This window comes from Streptomyces sp. NPDC104831 (genome assembly GCF_055583025.1).
Window position 1 is genome coordinate 102,334 of record NZ_JBVJOT010000024.1, and the last position, 19,456, is coordinate 121,789.

General features: G+C 73.3%; 15 protein-coding genes. 10 read left to right on the forward strand and 5 right to left on the reverse strand.

Annotated features, from left to right (window positions below):
* Positions 1-73: 73 nt before the first annotated feature.
* Complete coding sequence (locus ACZ63H_RS18415; RefSeq protein ID WP_469866206.1) at positions 74-1,777, forward strand: RICIN domain-containing protein; 1,704 nt, start codon at positions 74-76, stop codon at positions 1,775-1,777.
* A 63-nt stretch (positions 1,778-1,840) separates the two neighbouring features.
* Here the strand turns inward: ACZ63H_RS18415 and ACZ63H_RS18420 are convergent, their stop codons facing one another.
* Positions 1,841-3,004 carry a hypothetical protein gene (locus tag ACZ63H_RS18420; RefSeq protein ID WP_469866208.1) on the reverse strand — a complete coding sequence of 388 codons (1,164 nt, stop codon included), beginning with the start codon at positions 3,002-3,004 and terminating at the stop codon, positions 1,841-1,843.
* Positions 3,001-3,942 carry a 5-dehydro-4-deoxyglucarate dehydratase gene (locus tag ACZ63H_RS18425; RefSeq protein ID WP_469866210.1) on the reverse strand — a complete coding sequence of 314 codons (942 nt, stop codon included), beginning with the start codon at positions 3,940-3,942 and terminating at the stop codon, positions 3,001-3,003. Before ACZ63H_RS18425 ends, ACZ63H_RS18420 begins: the two co-directional genes overlap by 4 nt.
* Positions 3,943-4,182: 240 nt before the next feature.
* On the opposite strand from ACZ63H_RS18425, the gene ACZ63H_RS18430 reads away from it, so the two are divergent.
* The 7 genes from ACZ63H_RS18430 (at position 4,183) to ACZ63H_RS18460 (ending at position 11,488) form a co-directional block, all read left to right on the forward strand.
* On the forward strand, positions 4,183-4,992 hold the full coding sequence (locus tag ACZ63H_RS18430; RefSeq protein WP_469866212.1) for an NAD-dependent epimerase/dehydratase family protein: 810 nt from the start codon (positions 4,183-4,185) through the stop codon (positions 4,990-4,992).
* Positions 4,993-5,276: 284 nt separating this feature from the next.
* Positions 5,277-6,047: a DeoR/GlpR family DNA-binding transcription regulator gene (locus ACZ63H_RS18435; RefSeq protein WP_469866214.1), complete on the forward strand. Its 771-nt coding sequence runs from the start codon at positions 5,277-5,279 to the stop codon at positions 6,045-6,047.
* A 79-nt stretch (positions 6,048-6,126) separates the two neighbouring features.
* Positions 6,127-7,497 (forward strand): ABC transporter substrate-binding protein, encoded by a 1,371-nt coding sequence (locus ACZ63H_RS18440; RefSeq protein ID WP_469866216.1) that lies wholly within the window; start codon positions 6,127-6,129, stop codon positions 7,495-7,497.
* Positions 7,494-8,429 (forward strand): carbohydrate ABC transporter permease, encoded by a 936-nt coding sequence (locus ACZ63H_RS18445; protein WP_469866218.1) that lies wholly within the window; start codon positions 7,494-7,496, stop codon positions 8,427-8,429. The genes ACZ63H_RS18440 and ACZ63H_RS18445 overlap by 4 nt, the downstream gene beginning before the upstream one ends.
* Entirely contained in the window at positions 8,426-9,250 is an 825-nt protein-coding gene (locus ACZ63H_RS18450; protein ID WP_469866220.1) for a carbohydrate ABC transporter permease, read from the forward strand. The genes ACZ63H_RS18445 and ACZ63H_RS18450 overlap by 4 nt, the downstream gene beginning before the upstream one ends.
* A complete protein-coding gene (locus ACZ63H_RS18455; RefSeq protein ID WP_469866222.1) occupies positions 9,247-10,236 on the forward strand; it encodes a zinc-dependent alcohol dehydrogenase family protein in 990 nt (329 codons plus the stop codon). The genes ACZ63H_RS18450 and ACZ63H_RS18455 overlap by 4 nt, the downstream gene beginning before the upstream one ends.
* Before the next feature lie 70 nt (positions 10,237-10,306).
* Complete coding sequence (locus ACZ63H_RS18460; protein WP_469866224.1) at positions 10,307-11,488, forward strand: TerD family protein; 1,182 nt, start codon at positions 10,307-10,309, stop codon at positions 11,486-11,488.
* Between the two features lie 102 nt (positions 11,489-11,590).
* On the opposite strand, the gene ACZ63H_RS18465 is transcribed toward ACZ63H_RS18460, so the two are convergent.
* Positions 11,591-12,166: a TetR/AcrR family transcriptional regulator gene (locus ACZ63H_RS18465; protein WP_469866226.1), complete on the reverse strand. Its 576-nt coding sequence runs from the start codon at positions 12,164-12,166 to the stop codon at positions 11,591-11,593.
* 150 nt (positions 12,167-12,316) lie between these two features.
* Between ACZ63H_RS18465 and ACZ63H_RS18470 the strand changes: the two genes are divergently transcribed.
* Positions 12,317-13,774 (forward strand): MFS transporter, encoded by a 1,458-nt coding sequence (locus ACZ63H_RS18470; RefSeq protein ID WP_469866228.1) that lies wholly within the window; start codon positions 12,317-12,319, stop codon positions 13,772-13,774.
* Positions 13,775-13,909: 135 nt separating this feature from the next.
* Here ACZ63H_RS18470 and ACZ63H_RS18475 read toward each other — a convergent pair whose 3' ends face one another.
* On the reverse strand, positions 13,910-15,364 hold the full coding sequence (locus tag ACZ63H_RS18475) for an alkaline phosphatase PhoX (protein WP_469866230.1): 1,455 nt from the start codon (positions 15,362-15,364) through the stop codon (positions 13,910-13,912).
* Positions 15,365-15,798: 434 nt separating this feature from the next.
* The gene (locus ACZ63H_RS18480; RefSeq protein ID WP_469866232.1) at positions 15,799-17,223 is read right to left on the reverse strand and encodes a hypothetical protein; all 1,425 of its coding nucleotides are present in this window, start codon (positions 17,221-17,223) and stop codon (positions 15,799-15,801) included.
* Positions 17,224-17,490: 267 nt separating this feature from the next.
* Between ACZ63H_RS18480 and ACZ63H_RS18485 the strand changes: the two genes are divergently transcribed.
* Positions 17,491-19,317: an endonuclease/exonuclease/phosphatase family protein gene (locus ACZ63H_RS18485; RefSeq protein ID WP_469866234.1), complete on the forward strand. Its 1,827-nt coding sequence runs from the start codon at positions 17,491-17,493 to the stop codon at positions 19,315-19,317.
* Positions 19,318-19,456 lie beyond the last annotated feature (139 nt).

Consider the following 19,456-nt stretch of genomic DNA (forward strand, 5'->3'; position numbering starts at 1 on the left):
GGGCCGCCGGGGGCACCGGGGCCCGGCCGAAACGCCGGGGCTCCCCGGCCGGGGCATGGTTGACTTACCCGCCGTGAAACGATTGTTCGAACACCTACGGCGTGTCCTGGCCCCCGCGGCCGGCGCGGCCCTGGCCGCCGGCCTGCTGCTTCCCGCGCAGCCCGCCCAGGCGGCCTCCCAGTTGGCGTCCTTCGACGCCGACTTCACCCTGACGCGCGTCGACGGTGACAAGAAGGCCCTGATCGAGTCGGCGGAGTCGGCCGGTGTCGCGAAGGCGGCCGTCACCGACGTCCTGGGCTCACACACCGGCATCGCCCACTTGTGCCACGGCACCGGGCTCAACGGCGCGCTGGCCTACGACGGCTTCTGCTGGGACCGCGGCGACGACACTTCCAGGTACGACGTCGGGGATGGCGGCTGGATGCCGCAGGGGTTCACCGGCTCGCACGACGCCTACGCGGACGGCCTGTACCAGGGCCGGCACCTGTACATCGCCTCGTGGTATTACGGCAAGTACGATTCCGGTACCCCGAACGAGCAGTACACCCGGATCTCGATCACCCAGTCGACCGGTGACCAGGTGACGTACGGGCACGTGGCGCTGGTGGAACCGGTGCAGGGCAACTTCAAGGACCTGTCCTACAAGTCGCACGCCGACGGGATCGCCTGGTACGGCAACCGGCTCTTCGTGGCCAACGGCGTGGAACTGCAGGTGTACGACCTCAGCCACCTGTGGAGCATGAACGACACGAGCGATGCGGGCGGTGGCTACACCGGACTGGTCGGAGGGCGCACCTCCGCCCACTGGCACAGGTGGGCCCTGCCGCTGCTGGCCCGCTACACCACCAAGCCGGGCGCCGTCACCGACACCGACCCCCAGCCGTTCGGCGCGGGCGTGCGGACCTGCGGCCCGACCAAAAGCGTGCTGTGCCTGAGCAGCCTGAGCGTCGACCGGTCGACGTCCAGCCTGGTCTCCGTGGAGAACATCGGCACGAACACCGGGGCGCGCATCGTGCGCTGGCCGCTGGCGCAGCTGGGCACCCAGCTCCCCGCCAAGGTGACCTCGTCCTCCCGCGGTTACTACGCCGACCCGGTCCTCAACGTGCAGGGCGCCGCCACCGACGGCACGCGCTTCTACCTGAGCGGCGATTGCCCGTCGTCCTGGCACTCGGGCTACTCGTGCATCCACGTGGCGGCGGAGGGCGAGACGACGCACGTGCTCACGCAGGCGCCGGGGCTGACCGAGAGTCTTTCCTGGGACCCGAACGCCGGGCGTCTGTGGGGCCTCAACGAAGCCCTCGCGGACAAGGACCCCCCGTATGGGGTCGGTCCCAAGCGCGTGGTGTTCTCCATCAACCCGTCCGCCGGGGCGGCGGTCGACGGCTGGGGGTGGATGTCCAACTTCACCAAGCCCGGCTTCACGTGTGCCACGCCCAAGGGCGACGACACCGCCAACGGAACCATCGTCACGGTCTGGCACTGCATCGGGTCCGAGAGCCAGCGGTGGGCCTTCCAGGACGGCCGCCTCGTCCACAAGGCGAGCGGCAAGTGCCTGACCCCGCAGGCCGACGCGGAGGACACCAACGGCGCCGTACTGACCCTGTGGACCTGCAACGGCAACGCGTCGCAGCTGTTCAAGCAGGACGGGGGTGCCGTGACCAACCGCCTCGGCAAGGCCGTCACGCCCAAGGGGGACTCGCTGAACGACGGCACCTATCTGACCCTGTGGTCGAAGACCGGCAACGACTCGCAGGAGTGGCGGGTCAAGGGGTTCTGACGCACTGACACCGTTGCGCCGGAGGGCGGGGGTGGGGGCCTTGCGAACGCCCCCGCCCCGCCCTCAGAGAGCCGAAAGTCCCGCCCGCACCGCCGCGAGGTCCTCGTCCGACGCCAGTCCGGCGTGGTACAGCCGCAGTTCGGTCGCGCCCTCGGCCCGTGCGCGGGCCGCGTCCGCCGCGAGCGTGCCGGGGCTGCCGCCCATGCCGCCGACGACGGTGAGGTTGGCGGCCAGTACCGTCCCCTCCCGGGCCGCGGCGGCGAACGGCGCCAGCAGGGCCGTACCGCCGGTGCAGGGCACCACGACGCCGTCGGCCACGGACAGGATGTGGGCGGGGTCGACGCCCGCGTTCGCCCCGCAGTGGTAGGAGACCGGGTCGGCGTGCAGCAGCACCCGGAAGCCCCGGGGCGCGGCGGCGCGTACGGCGGCGACGGCCTCCTCCTGGAGGGTGCGGGCGGTGGTGTCCCGCCACGCGCGCGTGGCCGCCGCCGTCTCCTCGCCGAGCAGCTTCTCCACCGCCGGCCAGCCGGTGTCGTCGGCCGCGCCCCGCCACAGCGGTTCGAGCGCCCCGCGCACCGCGGCGGCCAGCGCGTCGGCGTCCAGGCCCGCCTCGCCGTAGCCGTCCCGGCAGGACGGGCAGAAGCACAGGGACATCAGGTACTGCCCGGCCTCCCCGAGGGCCACGCCGGCGGTCTTGTCGTGGGCGTGCAGGTGCTGGAGCCCGTACCAGCCGAGGGACTCCAGTTCGGTGCCGCGCGCGCCGGGGCGTACGGCGGCCTCGGCGGCCAGGTCGGTCAGGTACGCGCGGGTGCCGGGCTGGGCGATGCAGGGCGCCCACGGGTAGCGGTCGCCGTAGGCGTTGACCACGGAGGTGTCGGGGTGTTCGGCGCCCATGCGGGAGTTGTGGGCGAGGACGACCCAGGTGTGCACCTCCAGGCCGGCCGCGGCCAGGGCCCCGGCGGCCTCGGCGTAGGCGTTGCCGGGGGCCCAGCGGCCGGCCGGGTAGGGGCGCAGGCCCCTGCCCGCCCAGCGGTCGCCGGGCGGGTAGAGGACGGCCGCGTACTCGGCGGTGACGACCCGGTGCCGGGGGTGGCGCGGGGTCAGCGCGCGGGTGGAGTGGTAGGCGGCGGCGAGGGTGACCTGCCCGACGCCGAGCCCGGCGATGCGCGCGGGCGCCTCCGGGTCGCCGTTGACGTCCCAGGGGTAGACGAACGCCGAGGCCCTCACGCGTCCTCCCCCAGCAGCGCCTGCCCGCGCTCGATCAGCCGGGCGAGTCGTCCGACGTGGTCCCCGGCCGGTTCGTGCAGCGGGGGCCGGACCTCGCCGACGTCCAGGCCGCGCAGCCGTACGCCCGCCTTGACCAGGGACACGGCGTAGCCGCGGCCGTGGGCGCGCAGGTCGGCGAACGGGCCGTAGAAGCCGTCCAGCAGGCGGTGGGCGAGGGGCAGGTCGCCGGTGCGCAGGGCGCGGTGGAAGGCGAGGGCGATCTCCGGCGCGAAGCAGAACACCGCGGAGGAGTACAGGGTGATGCCGAGCGCGCGGTAGGCGAGCTGGGTCTGCTCGGCGGTGGGCAGGCCGTTGAAGTACAGGAAGTCGCCGGGGACCTCGGTGCGGACGGCGCTGACGACGCGCTGCATCAGGTCGAGGTCGCCGAGGCCGTCCTTGAGGCCGATGACGCCGTCGGTGCGGGCGAGCGCGACGACGGTCTCCGGGGTGAAGACCGCGTTGTCGCGCTGGTAGACGACGACGGGCAGGGCGGTGGCCGCGGCGACCTCCCGGTAGTGCCGCAGCAGGCCCTCCTGGCCGGCGAGCACGAGGTAGGGCGGCATGGCGAGGAGGCCGTCGGCGCCCGCGCGCTCGGCGAGGCGGGCGTAGCGGACGGCGAGGGCGGTGCCGTATCCGGCGCCCGCGACGACCGGGACGCGCCCGTCGGCGGCCTCGACGGCCGCGCGGACGCAGGCCTCGAACTCCTCCGGCAGCAGCGCGTGGAACTCCCCGGTGCCGCATGCGGCGAAGACGGCGGCGGCTCCGGCCTCGACGCCCCGGCGCACATGGGTGCGGTAGACGTCGAGGTCGAGTGAGCCGTCGGGGCCGTAGGCCGTGACGGGGAAGAAGAGCGGCCCGCGCGGATCGCGGAGCCGGGCGGCGAGAGGGGCTGGCGTCACAGGCGCTCCCTGACGGTGCATGCTTCTGACCAGTGTCTATATTTCTGAACAGCCTCACGCTAAGGGCCGCAATTGCGGCGGGTCAAGCCGGAGAACGCGCAACGGAGCAGCGGATTTCCCCCTGGCGGGGCACACTTGACGGGGCGCGGCACCCCTCCCTAGCGTGTCCACGAATGTGAACTCCGTCCGCACATGCGACCGTCGAGGACACCGGCTCTCGGACCCCAAGGAGATCGAAGGATGCCCGCTCCCCGCACCGTCCTGCTCACCGGCGCCGCCGGCGGGCTCGGCACCCTGATGCGGTCCCTGCTGCCGGAGTACGGCCACACGCTGCGCCTGTTCGACGTCCGGCCCGTCGAGGGCGAACCGGACGCCGTCACCGCCGACCTCGCCGACAAGGACGCGCTGCGCGAGGCGGTGCGGGGCGTGGACGCCGTCCTGCACCTCGCGGGCATCTCCCTGGAGGCGCCCTTCGAGAAGATCCTGAAGTCGAACATCGAGGGCACCTACAACCTGTACGAGGCCGCGCGCGAGGAGGGCGTGCGGCGGATCGTCTTCGCCTCCTCCAACCACGCCGTCGGCTTCACCCCGGCCCCCCGGGCGGGCGAGCCGCCGATCCCGGTCGACACCCCGCACCGCCCGGACACCTTCTACGGCCTGTCGAAGTCCTTCGGCGAGGACCTGGCCCAGTTCTACTGGGACAAGCACGGCCTGGAGACCGTGTCCGTGCGCATCGGCTCCTGCTTCCCCGAGCCCACCAGCGTGCGCATGCTCTCGGTGTGGATGAGCCCGGCCGACGGCGCCCGTCTCTTCCACGCGGCCCTGACCGCCGAGGGGGTCGGCCACACGGTGGTCTACGGCTCCTCCGCCAACACCCGCCTGTGGTGGGACCTGGGCAGCGCGCGGGCGCTCGGCTACGAACCGCGGGACGACTCCGAGCCGTACGCGCGCAAGCTCATCGCGGAGCAGGGCGAACTCGACCCGGCGAACCCGGCCCACGCCCACCTGGGCGGCCACTTCGTGAACGACCCGCCGATCTGGCCCTACTGAACCCCGGCCGGCTCCCGGGTGACCGCCCGGCGGCCGGAAACGGACGTCCACGCGCGCGGGCGGGCACCGAACGGGCCCGCCCGCCGCCGCATCCGGGCACCCGCCCTGCCCGAACCCACCCCGCCGCGGACGGCCGCGCAGGTCCGCCGCGGGCGCGCCCCCCGCGAAACGGGCCCGAACGGGCAGGATCGGGCCCGCGACAGACCTGGTCAGCGCCGGTCGCCGACGGTAGAACTTCCCCCATGGGCCCGAACGGGCGATTCCCCAGGGAAGCGGGTGACGACATGGACGCCTGGACCGCGGAGGCACGCCGACGGGAGATCGTGCGCGTCGCGCGCGCCGCCGGCTCGGTGGACGTCACCGCCCTCGCCGCCGAACTGGGCGTGGCCAAGGAGACCATCCGGCGCGATCTGCGGGCACTGGAGGACCACGGCCTGGTCCGCCGCACCCACGGCGGCGCCTATCCGGTGGAGAGCGCCGGATTCGAGACGACGCTGGCCTTCCGCGCCACCAGCCGGGTGCCCGAGAAGCGCCGGATCGCCGCCGCGGCGGCCGGGCTGCTCGGAGAGGCCGAGACGGTCTTCGTCGACGAGGGCTTCACCCCCCGGCTCATCGCCGAGGCGCTGCCCCGGGACCGCCCGCTGACCGTCGTCACCGCCTCCCTGCCGGTCGCGGGCGCCCTCGCGGAGGCCGACCACGTGTCCGTGCTGCTGCTCGGCGGCCGGGTCCGCCCGGGCACGCTGGCCACCGTCGACCACTGGACGACGAAGATGCTGGCCGGCTTCGTGATCGACCTCGCCTACATCGGGGCCAACGGCATATCCCGCGAGTACGGCCTGACCACCCCCGACCCCGCGGTCAGCGAGGTGAAGGCGCAGGCCGTGCGGGCGGCCCGCCGTACGGTCTTCGTGGGCGTGCACAGCAAATTCGGCGCGGTCAGCTTCTGCCGGTTCGCGGAGGTCGGCGCGCTGGAGGCGATCGTGACCAGCACCCTCCTGCCGTCCGCCGAGGCCCACCGCTACTCCCTGCTGGGCCCCCAGGTCATCCGCGTCTGACCACCCGGCCCGCCCCCCGTCCGGGGCCGCGGCACACCCTCATACACCCCTTATCTCCCCTTATATCCAGGAGCGATCCATGCGCACCCCGAGCCGACCGAGGCCGCGAGCCGCGCTCGCCGCGGCCGCCGCCGGGACGCTGCTCGCCCCGCTGCTGTCCGGCTGCTGGGCCGGTGCGGGCGGGTCCGGTTCCGGCGGCGACGCCATCAACGTCCTGATGGTCAACAACCCGCAGATGACCGAGTTGCAGAAGCTGACCGCCGCCCACTTCACCCGGGACACCGGCATCAGGGTGAACTTCACGGTCCTGCCGGAGAACGACGTCCGCGACAAGATCAGCCAGGACTTCGCCAACCAGGCCGGCCAGTACGACGTGGCCACCCTGTCCAACTACGAGATACCGATCTACGCCCGCAACGGCTGGCTGCACGCCATGGACCGGTACGTGGCGAAGGACCCGGCGTACGACGAACCGGACATCCTGCGGCCCATGCGCGAGGCCCTCACCGGCACCGACGGCAAGCTCTACGGACAGCCCTTCTACGGCGAGTCGTCCTTCCTCGTGTACCGCAAGGACGTGTTCGCCGAGAAGGGCCTGAGGATGCCCGCCCGCCCCACCTGGCGGCAGGTCGCCGAGCTGGCCGCGAAGACGGACGGCGCCCGGCCCGGCATGCGGGGCATCTGCCTGCGCGGACTGCCCGGCTGGGGCGAGCTGATGGCACCGCTCACCACCGTCGTGAACACCTTCGGTGGCACGTGGTTCGACAAGGACTGGACGGCCCGGCTCGACTCCCCCGCCTTCGAGAAGGCGACCAAGTTCTACGTCGGCCTGGTGCGCCGGCACGGCGAGTCCGGCGCCGCCCAGTCCGGCTTCGCCGAGTGCCTGAACAACATGACCCAGGGCAAGACCGCCATGTGGTACGACGCCACCTCCGCGGCCGGCCTGCTGGAGGCGAAGGGCTCCCCGGTGCGCGGCCGGCTCGGCTACGCCCCCGCGCCCGTGGAGCGCACCGAGTCCTCCGGCTGGCTCTACACCTGGGCCTGGGGCATCCAGCGCGCCTCCCGCAACCCGGACAAGGCGTGGAGGTTCGTGTCCTGGGCGTCCGGCAAGGGCTACGAACGGCTGGTCGGCGAGACCAGCGGCTGGGCGAACGTGCCCGCGGGCAAACGGGCTTCGACGTACGCCGACGCCGACTACCGCGCGTCCGCCGCCGCCTTCCAGGAGATGACCAGGAAGGCCATCGAGAGCAGCCGCCCGAACGACCCCGGCGTCCAGCCGCGCCCCGCGCCCGGCATCCAGTTCGTCGGCATCCCCGAGTTCACCGATCTGGGCACCAAGGTCTCCCAGGAGATCAGCGCGGCCATCGCCGGACGCCAGTCCGTCGCCTCGGCCCTGCGCAAGTCCCAGCGGCTCGCCGAACGGATCTCCGAGGAGTACGAGGGACGATGACCGCGACGACCGCACCCCTGACCCGCACCCCGGCACGCGCCGCGCACCGGCCCCCCGCCCGGCTGCGCGCCTGGGCCACCCGGGCCCCGCTGCTGCCCGCCCTCGTCTTCCTGATCGCCGTGACCCAGCTGCCGTTCGTGGCCACGCTGGTGATCTCCTTCTTCGACTGGAACGCCCTCTACCCGAAGGCCCGCCGCTTCACCGGCCTGGACAACTACCGCCAGGTCCTGACCGACGCGGACCTGCGCCACTCGGTGTGGACGACCGTGCTGCTCACCGCGGCGGTGGTGCTGGCCAGCCTGGTCCTCGGACTGGCGCTGGCGCTGCTGCTGGACCGGAGGTTCCGCGGCCGGGGCATCGTGCGCACCCTGCTCATCGCGCCGTTCCTGGTGGTGCCGGTGGCCGCGGCCCTGCTCTGGAAGCACGTGCTCTACAACCCGGAATACGGCCTCCTGAACGGGTTGTCGCACGCTGTGGGCGGCCCGCAGCCGGACTGGGTGTCCCGCACCCCGCTGCTCGCCGTGGAGGCCTCCCTGGTGTGGCAGTGGACGCCGTTCATGATGCTGATCCTGCTGGCCGGGCTGCAGAGCCGGGACCAGCAGCAGGTCGAGGCGGCCCGGGTGGACGGCGCGGGCGACTGGCAGATCTTCGTCCACCTCACGCTGCCGCACCTGCGCCGCTACCTCGAACTCGGCGCCCTGCTGGGCTCGGTCTACATCGTGCAGAACTTCGACGCGGTGTTCACGATCACCTCCGGCGGCCTGGGCACCGCGAACCTGCCCTACACCGTGTACCAGAGCTTCTACCAGGCCCACGAGAACGGCCTCGCCTCCGCCGCGGGCGTCCTCGTCGTCATCGGTTCCCTCGTCATCGCCACGTTCGCGCTGCGCGTGGTGTCGTCCCTGTTCCGCGAGGAGGTGTCCCGCGCATGAGGGCCGTACGCCGCCACGGGCCGGGCCTGCTGGCCTGGTTCGCCGGGATCGTGTTCTTCCTGCCCATCGCCTGGATGGCGCTGACGTCCCTGCACTCGGAGACGGACGCGGCGACGAACCCGCCGTCCTTCACCGCCGCCCTGACCCTGGACGGCTACCGCGAGTTCTTCGGCAGCGGCGGCGGGGCGAGCCCCTGGCCCGCGCTGGCCAACTCCGCGGTGGCCTCGGTCGCCTCCACGCTCCTCGTCCTGCTGCTCGCCCTCCCGGCCGCCTACGCGCTGTCGATCCGGCCGGTGCGCAAGTGGACGGACGTGCTGTTCTTCTTCCTGTCGACGAAGATGCTGCCGGCCGTGGCGGGCCTGCTGCCCGTCTACCTCTTCGCCAGGAACACCGGCCTGCTCGACAACATCTGGCTGCTGGTCGTCCTCTACACCTCGATGAACCTGCCGATCGCGGTGTGGATGATGCAGTCCTTCCTCGCCGAGGTGCCGGTCGCGGTCATCGAGGCGGCCCGGGTGGACGGCGCCCGCCTCCCGGTCGTCCTCACCCGCGTGGTGGCCCCGATCGCCCTGCCCGGCATCGCCGCCACGGCCCTGATCTGCTTCATCTTCAGCTGGAACGAACTGCTCTTCGCCCGGGTCCTGACGGGCGTGGTCGCCGAGACCGCCCCCGTCTTCCTGACCGGCTTCATCACCAGCCAGGGCCTGTTCCTGGCCAAGGTGTGCGCCGCGTCGCTCGTCATCTCCCTGCCGGTGCTCGCCGCGGGGTTCGCCGCCCAGGACAAGCTGGTCCAGGGCCTGTCGTTGGGAGCCGTGAAATGAAGGCCGCCGTCATCGAGTCCGTGGGCCGCGCCGTCGTCACCGAGGTGCCCGACCCGACGCCGGGACCCCGCGAGGTCGTCGTCGAGGTCGCCGCCTGCGGCCTGTGCGGCACGGACCTGCACATCCTCCGGGGCGAGTTCGCGCCGAAGCTGCCGATCGTGCCGGGACACGAGTTCGCCGGCGAGGTGGTCGGGGTCGGCACCCGGGTCACGGAGGTGGCGGTCGGCGACCGGGTCGCGGTCGACCCGTCCCTGTACTGCCACGAGTGCCGCTACTGCCGAACGGGCCACAACAACCTCTGCGAGCGCTGGGCGGCGATCGGCGTGACGACGGCGGGCGGCGCGGCCCGGTACGCCGTGGCGCCCGTCGCGAACTGCGTGCGGCTGCCCGAGCACGTGCGCACCGAGGACGCGGCGCTGGTGGAGCCGCTGTCCTGCGCGGTACGCGGCTACGACGTGCTCCGCGCCCGCCTCGGCGCGCACGTGCTGATCTACGGCTCCGGGACGATGGGCCTGATGATGCTGGAGCTGGCCAAGCGGACCGGCGCGGCGAGCGTGGACGTGGTCGACGTGAACCCGGCCCGCCTGGAGACCGCCCGCCGGCTCGGCGTGTCGGCCGCGGCGGGCAGCGCGGACGAGCTGGAGCGGCCGCGGGGCTGGGACGTGGTCGTGGACGCGACCGGCAACGCGGCGGCGATCCAGGACGGCCTGGACCGGGTGGCGAAGGCGGGCACGTTCCTCCAGTTCGGCGTGGCGGACTACGCGACCCGCGTGACCATCGACCCGTACCGGATCTACAACCAGGAGATCACGATCACCGGTTCCATGGCCGTGCTGCACAGCTTCGAGCGGGCGGCGGAGCTGTTCGCGAACGGGGTGCTGGACCCGGAGGTGTTCATCAGCGACCGCGTCCCGCTGGAGCGCTACCCGCAGGCGCTGGAGCAGTTCGCGGCGGGCGTGGGGCGGAAGATCGTGGTGGTGCCGTAGTCCGTCCGGTGGGTTCGGTCCGGTAAGGGAACGGTAAAGCGGTGTCGTTCGTTCACCCGGCATGACAGCTATGACCCCAGGCTCGAACATCCCTCTGCCGACCGCGCGCGTGACGGTGGACGTGTCCGCCCCGGTGCGGCTCGACGTGTCGGGCCTGCTGCTCACCGGCGACGGCAAGGTGCGTTCCGACGACGACTTCATCTTCTACAACCAGCCCAGCGGCCCCGGCGTGACCTACCGCTCGGGCGGCGGCACGGCCCCGGACGCGGTCACGGTGGACACCGCCGCCGTCCCGCCGCAGATCGAGAAGATCGTCGTCACGGCCAGCCCGGACGCGGCCGGCCAGACCTTCCAGGGCATCGAGCCGACGGCCACGATCCGGGACGCGGACGGCGGGGCCGTGCTGGCGACGTTCACCCCGCCGCGGCTCGGCACCGAGACCGCGCTGGTGATCGTGGAGATCTACCGCCGGGGCGGCCAGTGGAAGGCGCGGGCGGTCGGCCAGGGGTACGCCGACGGGCTCGCGGGCATCGCGACCGACTTCGGAGTGACGGTGGAGGAACCGGCCGCCGCCACCCCGGCTGCGGCGGCCCCCGCGGCTCCCCAGGCCCCGCCGCGGCCGGTGACGCCGCCGCAGCCGGCGGCCCCGCCGCCCGCCCCGGTGCCGGGCGCCGGGAAGATCAACCTGGACAAGGGCCGGGTCAGCCTCCAGAAGAACCAGACGGTGTCCCTGGTCAAGGGCGGCCGGCCGATGCTGTCGCAGGTGCGGATGGGCCTCGGCTGGGAACCGGCGTTCCGGGGCAGGGACATCGACCTCGACGCCTCGGTCATCGCCTACGGCCCGCAGCGCAACCACATCGACAGCTGCTACTTCGGCAACCTGGTGATCCTCAACGGCGCGATCCGGCACTCCGGTGACAATCTGACCGGCGAGGGCGGGGGCGACGACGAGGTCATCACGGTCGACCTCGGCCGGCTGCCCCAGGAGGTCACCGGACTGGTCTTCACCGTGAACTCCTTCTCCGGCCAGAAGTTCACGGAGGTCGCCAAGGCGTACTGCCGCCTGATCGACGCGGCCACGGGCGAGGAACTGGTCCGCTTCGACCTCACCGCCGCGGAGCCCCGCACGGGCGTCATGATGGCCAAGCTCATCCGCCAGTTCTCCGGCGAATGGGACATGACGGCGATGGGCGACTTCGTCAAGGCCCGCACGGTACGCAACATGGTCGACCCGGCGGCGAAGGCCCTGTAAGCACACCGGCACACCCCCGGGGCGGAACCCGTCCCCGCCCCGGGCCCCCGGTCCGGAAGGGTGCTCGCCGGCCCGCCCGCACCGGCGAGCACCCTCGGCCGGTCAGTCCCCGCCGCCCCGCAACCCCTCGCCCAGCAGACGCAGATAGCGGCGGATCTCCTCTTCCCCCGCCCCCGCCAGCTCCGCCGCCGACGCGATCCCGTGCGCCAGCCGCAGCACCTCGATCGGCTCCACGTCCCCCCGCAGCGCCCCCTCCGCCTGCGCCGCCAGCACCAACCGCGCCACGGCTCCCTTCACCACGTTCCCGCACGTCGTCAGCGCCGCCGCCCCGCCGTCCGTCACCGCGGAGCCGAGCAGCGCCTTCATCCCGCGCACCTGGATCGTGCCGACGGCCAGCTCGTACAGCCACTCCGCGAGCGCCTCCCCCGCGGGCAGCCGCTTCGCCAGCTCGTCGGCCCGCGCCCCGAGCGCCTCGATCCGGTCCACGTACGCCGCCTCCAACAGCGCCTGCCGGGTCGGGAAATGCCGGTAGAGCGTGCCCGAGCCCACCCCCGCCCGCTTGGCGATGTCGTCGAGTGACGCGTTCTCTCCATGCTCGGCGAAGGCCTGTGCCGCCACCTTCAGCAACCGCTCGTAGTTGCGCCGAGCGTCCGCGCGCATGGGCCTGACCTGCGTCATCCACTCACTCCTTGCCAACCGGGGACCGTCTCCGTATCTTATCGAGCACCAAACGGAGACAGTCCCCGCTTATCGCCGCAGTACTCCGTGGGCAGCTCACCCCTGCCCGCGTGAAGCCGCGCGCCCGGGGACCCCAGACCGGGAGACCGCATGTCCACCCCGTCCACCCCGTCCACGTCGGCATCGTCCTCCACCACCGCCTCGGCACCGGCCCCCGCGCCACCCGCGCGGCTCGCCACCACCCTCCTCGTCATCGTCACCGCCTACCTGATGGTCGGCGTCGACTCCACCGTCGTCAACGTCGCGCTGCCGGACATCCGGCGGGGCCTCGGCTTCAGTCCCACCGCCCTGTCCTGGGTGCTCAACGCCTACACCCTCGCGTTCGGCGGCCTGCTGCTGCTCGGCGGACGGGTCGGCGACCTCCTCGGCCGCCGCCGCACCCTGACCGCCGGTGTCCTGCTGTTCGCACTGTCGTCCCTGCTCGGCGGCCTCGCCACCGACAGCGGGTGGCTGCTGGCCGCCCGCGCGCTCCAGGGCGCCGGCGCCGCCCTGATCGCGCCGAGCACCCTGGCCCTGATCACCACGAGTTTCCCCGACGGCCCGCCCCGGCACCGCGCGCTGAGCGTCTACTCCTCCATGGCCGGCATCGGCGGCTCCGTCGGCCTGGTCCTCGGCGGGATGCTCACCTCGTGGGCGTCCTGGCGCTGGGCGCTGCTGGTCAACGTCCCCCTCGGCCTGGCGCTGGCCCTCGCCCTGCCCCGCTTCGTCCCCGAGACCGGGCGCCACGCGGGCCGGTTCGACCTGCCGGGCGCGCTCACCGCAACGGCCGGCACGACCTCGCTGGTGTACGCGTTCATCCGGGTGTCGGAGGGCGGCTGGAGCGACCCCGGGGCGCTGGCCGGCTTCGCCGCCGCGGCCGTCCTGCTCACCGGCTTCCTGCTGCTGGAGTCCCGGGCGGACCAGCCCGTGCTGCCGCTGTCCCTGTTCGCCGACCGGGACCGGGCCGGCGGGTACGCGAGCATCCTGCTCCTGCCCGCGGGCATGTTCGGCGCGTTCTACTTCCTCACCCTGTTCGCCCAGCAGGTGCTGCGCTACAGCCCGCTCCGCGCGGGGTTCGCCTTCCTGCCGCTGACCCTGGTGATGTTCACGACCGTACGGCTGGTGCCCCGGCTGATCGCCAAGTTCGGCACCAGGCCGGTGCTGCTGTCCGGCCTGTCCCTGGCCACGCTCGGCACCGGCTGGCTGGCCCTGCTGGGGCCCGGGGACGGCTACGCGACCGGACTGCTCGGCCCGCTGGCCCTGATCGGCCTGGGCATGGGCCTCAGTTTCATGCCGCTCAACGCGACGATCCTGTCCGCCGTCACCCCGCGGCAGGCCGGCGCCGCCTCCGGCCTGCTCCAGACCCTCCAGTGGCTGGGCGGCACCGTCGGACTGTCCGTCCTGGTCACGGTGTACGGCACGGCGACCCGGCACGCCACCGGCTCCCCGGACGCCGTCCTCACCCACGGCACCGCCCACGCCTTCGCCGCCGCTGCCCTGCTCACGCTGACGGCCCTGCTGGTGGCGGCCGCGGTCCTGACCGGCCGGCGCCGCAGCCCCCGTGCGTGAGGCGGGCGTTCGGGGAGCCCCCGGCGCCCTCCTACCGGCCCTGCCGATCGCCGCCCCGTCCGACGCCGGCGCCGCGACGGGCACGAGGGCCGCCGCGGCGTGCCGGGTGGGGCCGAAGGCCGGGAACCCCGGGGATCAGCGGCGGTGCCGCTTCCAGGGACCGGTGATGGCGAGCATGATGCCGGGCGTCTGGATGTTGGCGAACAGGGTCCGGCCGTCGGGCGAGAAGGTGACACCGGTGAACTCGCTGTACTCCGGCTCCTGGGGGGTGCCGATGTTCAGCTCGTTGCGGGCGATCGGGTAGGTACGGCCGCTCTCGGTGGCGCCGAACAGGTGCTGGACGCCCTCGCCGTCCTCGGCGATGACCAGGCCCCCGTAGGGGGAGACGGTGATGTTGTCGGGGCCGTCGAAGGCACCGTCGACGGCCGGGTCCGGGTTCACCCCGAGCAGCACCTTCAGCGTGAGGGTGCGCCGCTTGGGGTCGTAGAACCAGACCTGGCCGTCGTGCTGGACCGGGCTCTCCTGGCGGGCGAAGGAGGAGACGACGTAGACGCCGCCGTCGGCCCACCACATGCCCTCCAGCTTGCGGGCTCGGGTGACCTGGCCCTCGGTGAACTGCTTGCGCACCGAGACGGTCCGGGCGTCCCGGTCGGGGACGTCCACCCAGTCCACGCCGTACACGGTGCCGGTCCTGGTGGCGCGGGACAGGTCGTCCACGAACCGGCCGCCGGAGTCGAAGCACTTGAACGCCTGGAGCACGCCCGCGTCGTCCGCGAGGGTGCGCAGCCTGCCGCGGCCGTGCCGGAAGCCCGTCGGCGGGACCCAGCGGTAGAACAGGCCGTTGGGGCCGGAGGCGTCCTCGGTGAGGTAGGCGTGGCCGTGCTTGGGGTCGATGACGACGGCCTCGTGGGCGTAGCGGCCGAACGCCTTCACCGGCTTGGGGTCGCGGTTGGCCCGGCGGTCCTCCGGGTCGACCTCGAAGACATAGCCGTGGTCCTTGGTGAAGCCGTTCTTCCCGGCCTTGTCCTCGGTCTCCTCGCAGGTCAGCCAGGTTCCCCAGGGGGTGCTGCCGCCCGCGCAGTTGGTGGCGGTGCCGGCGATGCCCACCCACTCGGCGACCTCGCCGCCCCGGCGGACCTCGACCACCGTGCAACCGCCGGCCGCGGCCGGGTCGTAGACCAGGCCCTCGGTGAGCGGCACCGGGTGCGGCCACTGGGCGCGGGCGCCGGCCAGCTCGTGGTTGTTGACGAGCAGGGTGGTGCCGCGCGGGCCCTCGAAGGTCGCGGTGCCGTCGTGGTTGGACGGGGTGAACTCGCCGGACTCCAGGCGGGTCCGGCCGCTGTAGGTGATGATCTCGTAGCGGAAGCCGGCCGGCAGGGCGAGGATGCCGTCCGGGTCGGGGAGCAGCGGGCCGTAGCCGACGCCGTGGTGGTCGTGGCCCCCGTGCGCCGAGGCGGCTTCGCCGCTCCCGGTCTCCGTGGCGGCAAGGGCGTTCGGCGCGGTGGCGAGGGCGCCGACGCTGCCGGCCAGGGCGACCCCGGCGCCGGTGAGCGCGGATGTCCTGGCGAAGTCCCTGCGGGTGAGCGACATGGTGTCTCCTGTGACGACGGTTGCGGTGTCGTGGAGGGTGGGGGGCCTCGGTTCGGCGCCACGCTCCCGTCCATCCGTGAACGGAAGTTGAACGCCGGACGACCACCGCGGCGCCTGTTCCATGAATCCGTATGCGCCGGACCACGACCGCGTATAAGAGACCGCCCGGACCGGAACCGGTACGGCGGGCAGCGCCCGGGGGCGCGGGGAACCTCGCGGCCGGACGCCGGTCCGGGCCCCGCGCACCGCCACCCCCTCGGGGATCCGGCCGGGCCGGGGCACGCCGCCGCCCGGGGCCCCGGCCGGCAAGGCCCCGGGCACCGACGGCCCGTGCCCCGTACACCGACGGCCCACGCCCCGGGCCTCAGCGGTCCACGGCCCCGGGCATCGGCGGCTTCCGGCCGCCCGCGCCCGTCACCACGCCCCCGGCGCGCTCACCCCCCGTGCTGCGACCGCGCCTTGAACGCCGCCTTCCGGGCCTCCTTGGCCACCTTCTTGTCCGGGTGCAGCCGGCCCATCGCGTCCAGCACCTCGGCGGTCGCGGGGTGGTCCACCCGCCAGGCCGCCGCGAAGAACCCGCCGTGCTGTGCCGCCAGCCCCTCCACCAGCGCGCGCAGCTCCTCGGAGTTGCCCTCGGCCGCCAGCTGCGCGGCCAGCGTGTCGACGGTCAGCCAGAACACCAGCTCCTGGGAGGGCGCCGGCACCCCCGCGGCGCCCCGCTCGCTCAGCCACACCCGGGCCAGCCCGCCCAGCTCGGGGTCGTCCAGCACCTCCCGCAGCGCGGGTTCGGCCTCGGCGCCCACCAGCGACAGCGCCTGCTGGCAGCGCAGCCGGCGCAGCGGGCCCCCGGCGTCCGCGCCGCGCGCCGCCGCCAGCAACTCCCGGGCGCCGGCGAGGGGTTCGCGGCGGGCGAGCCACTGCTCGGTCTCGGCGCGGGCGGCGGACTGCCCGAACCGGGCGGTGCCGTCGAGCAGCGCGTCCGCGCCCTTGTCGGCCAGGTCGCCCACGGCCGGCGCGTCGAACCCGGCCTCCAGCAGCCGGGCCCGCAGCCCGTACACGCCGAGCGGGGTGAGCCGGACCACGCCGTAGCGGGAGACGTCGGTCTCGTCCACGGGCGCCGCGGACTCCTCCTCGGCGTCGGCCATCAGCGCCTCGTCCACCGGCCGGTAGGCCACGACCCCGGCCGGCTCCAGCGCGCGGAACTGGTCGTCGAGCCGCATCATCGCGTCGGAGACCTGTTCCAGGACGTCGTTGGTGGGCTCGCCCATGCCGTCGGGCACGAGCATCGACGCGGCGAGGGCGGGCAGCGGGACGGGGACCTCGTCGGGGCCGTCCTCACCGACGGTCAGCAGATAGAGGTTGCCGAGGACGCCGTCCAGGAAGTCCGCCTCGGCCCGCGGGTCCCAGTCGAGTGACGAGAAATCGACCTTGCCGCTCTCGTCCATCGCGTCGGCCAGGTCGTCCAGGTCGGGGACGGCCGCGTCGGCGATGACGGTCTCCAGCGCGGTGAGCCACACCGCGAGCACCTCGCGCGGGGAGCCCGTGAGCAGCGCCAGGCTCTCCCCCGCGCGGACGGTCCCGGCCTCCTCGTCCACGATCTCGACCAGGCCCGCGTCCACGGCGACCCGCCAGGCCTCGCCGGCGTAGGCGGCGGCGTCGTCCCCGGTCAGTCCGAGCAGGCCGGCGGCGGCCGGCAGCTGCTCCTCGGCCAGCGAGCCGCCGGCGTCCACCCGGGTGTCCGGCCCGGCCCAGCGGGCGAGGCGCGCGGCCCGGGACAGCAGGGGGGTGGACAGCGCGGCACGCGCCAGCTCCGCTTCGGGGTGCAGCCGCGCGGGCGGCAGGGGGGAGCTGTCTGACATCGGCTGGATCTCCTCGGACCGTGAAACGGGCTCAGCCGCTCAGCCTAGACGGATTTCCACCCATGCCGCCCGGTTCATCTCCGCGCAAGGAGTCGTACATGGCCGAAACCTTGACAAGTCCCCGGGCCAGGCAGGAGATTGACGCGCGTAGAAGCGGGGGGACAACTGTTCACTCGGCTCTACGCGTGTCACACAGGGCCACCCGCCCCACACGGTCTCCGTTTCCGTCCTCGTCCCGGCGCCCACGCACGTCCCGGAGGGAATCCCTTGCCGAGCAGGTCTTCCGCGCGCCTCGCCGCGCTCACCGTCGCCGCCGTCTGCGGCGCGGCGTCCGCCGTCGTCCTCACCTCCCCCGCGCACGCCGACTCGGTGCGCGTCCACGACATCCAGGGCACGACCCGGATATCGCCGTACGCCGGGCAGAAGGTGACGGACGTGCCCGGCATCGTCACCGCCACCCGCACCTACGGCTCCTCCCGGGGCTTCTGGCTCCAGGACGCGGCCCCGGACGACGACCCGGCCACCAGCGAGGGCGTCTTCGTCTTCACCAGCTCCACGCCGAAGGTCGCGGTCGGCGACGCGGTGACGGTGACCGGCACGGTCACCGAGTACGTCCCGGGCGGCGCCTCCTCCGGCAACCAGTCGCTGACGGAGATCACCAAGCCGCAGGTCACCACCGTCTCCACCGGCAACGCGGTCCCGGCGCCGGCCCTGATCGACGAGGACGCGGTACCGGACGCCTACGCGCCCGCGGGCGACACCGCCGCGGGCGGCTCGGTCAACGGCCTCGCCCTGGACCCGTCGGCGTACGCGCTGGACTACTACGAGTCCCTGGAGGGCATGAACGTCCGGGTCGCCGACGCCCGCGTGGTCACCGCGACCGACTCGCACAGCGAGCTGTGGGTCACCGTGAAGCCGTGGGAGCACCGCAGCCGCCGCGGCGGCACGGTCTACGGCTCCTACGACTCCCAGAACACCGGCCGGCTCCAGATCCAGTCGCTGGGCTCCGCCGCCGACTTCCCGAAGGCGGACGTCGGCGACACCCTCTCCGGTACGACGACCGGCCCGCTGGACTTCAACCAGTACGGCGGTTACACGCTGGTCGCGAGCGGCCTCGGCACGCTGGAGAGCGGCGGCCTGGAGCGCGAGACGACGCGGAAGCAGTCGGGCCGCGAGCTGGCGGTGGCGACGTACAACGTGGAGAACCTCGACCCGTCGGACACCACCTTCGAACAGCACGCCGCCGCGATCGTGCGCCACCTCCAGTCGCCGGACATCGTGTCCCTGGAGGAGATCCAGGACAACAACGGCGCCACGAACGACGGCACGGTCGACGCGGACCGGACCGTGACCAAGCTGATCGACGCCATCGCCGCGGCGGGCGGCCCGGTCTACGACTGGCGCTCGGTCAACCCGGTCGACGGCCAGGACGGCGGCGAGCCCGGCGGCAACATCCGCCAGGTGTTCCTGTTCAACCCCGAGCGGGTCTCCTTCACGGACCGCGCGGGCGGCGACTCGACCACCGCGGTCGGGGTCGCCAAGGCGCACGGCAAGGCGCGGCTGACGGTGTCGCCGGGCCGGATCGACCCGGCGAACGCGGCCTGGAGCAACAGCCGCAAGCCGCTCGTGGGCGAGTTCGCCTTCCGCGGCAAGACCGTGTTCGTGATCGCCAACCACCTGAACTCCAAGGGCGGTGACCAGGCGCTGACCTCGCAGTACCAGCCCCCGGTGCGCAGCTCGGAGATCCAGCGGCACGCCCAGGCGACGGCGGTGAACGCGTTCGTCGAGGACATCCTGGCCGTGCAGAAGAACGCGGACGTGATCGCGCTCGGCGACATGAACGACTTCGAGTTCTCCGGCACCACGAGGATCCTGGAGGGCGACGGCGCGCTGTGGTCGGCGATCAAGTCCCTGCCGAGGAGCGAGCGTTACACCTACGACTACCAGGGCAACCAGCAGGTCCTGGACCAGATCCTGATCAGCCCGGCGATCCGCCGCGGCGGTGACTTCGACTACGACAGCGTGCACATCAACTCGGAGTTCCACGACCAGATCAGCGACCACGACCCGCAGGTGCTGAGGCTGCGCCCGTAACCCGGGACACGACGGCGGGGGGGGGGGGGGGGGCCCCCCCCCCCCCCCCCCCCCTCCCGTTCCACGCGGCACCAGGCACCGCAGGGCCTCGGGGGTGCAACCACCATCAGAACGAGGGAGAATGTGGCACGCCGCTCCT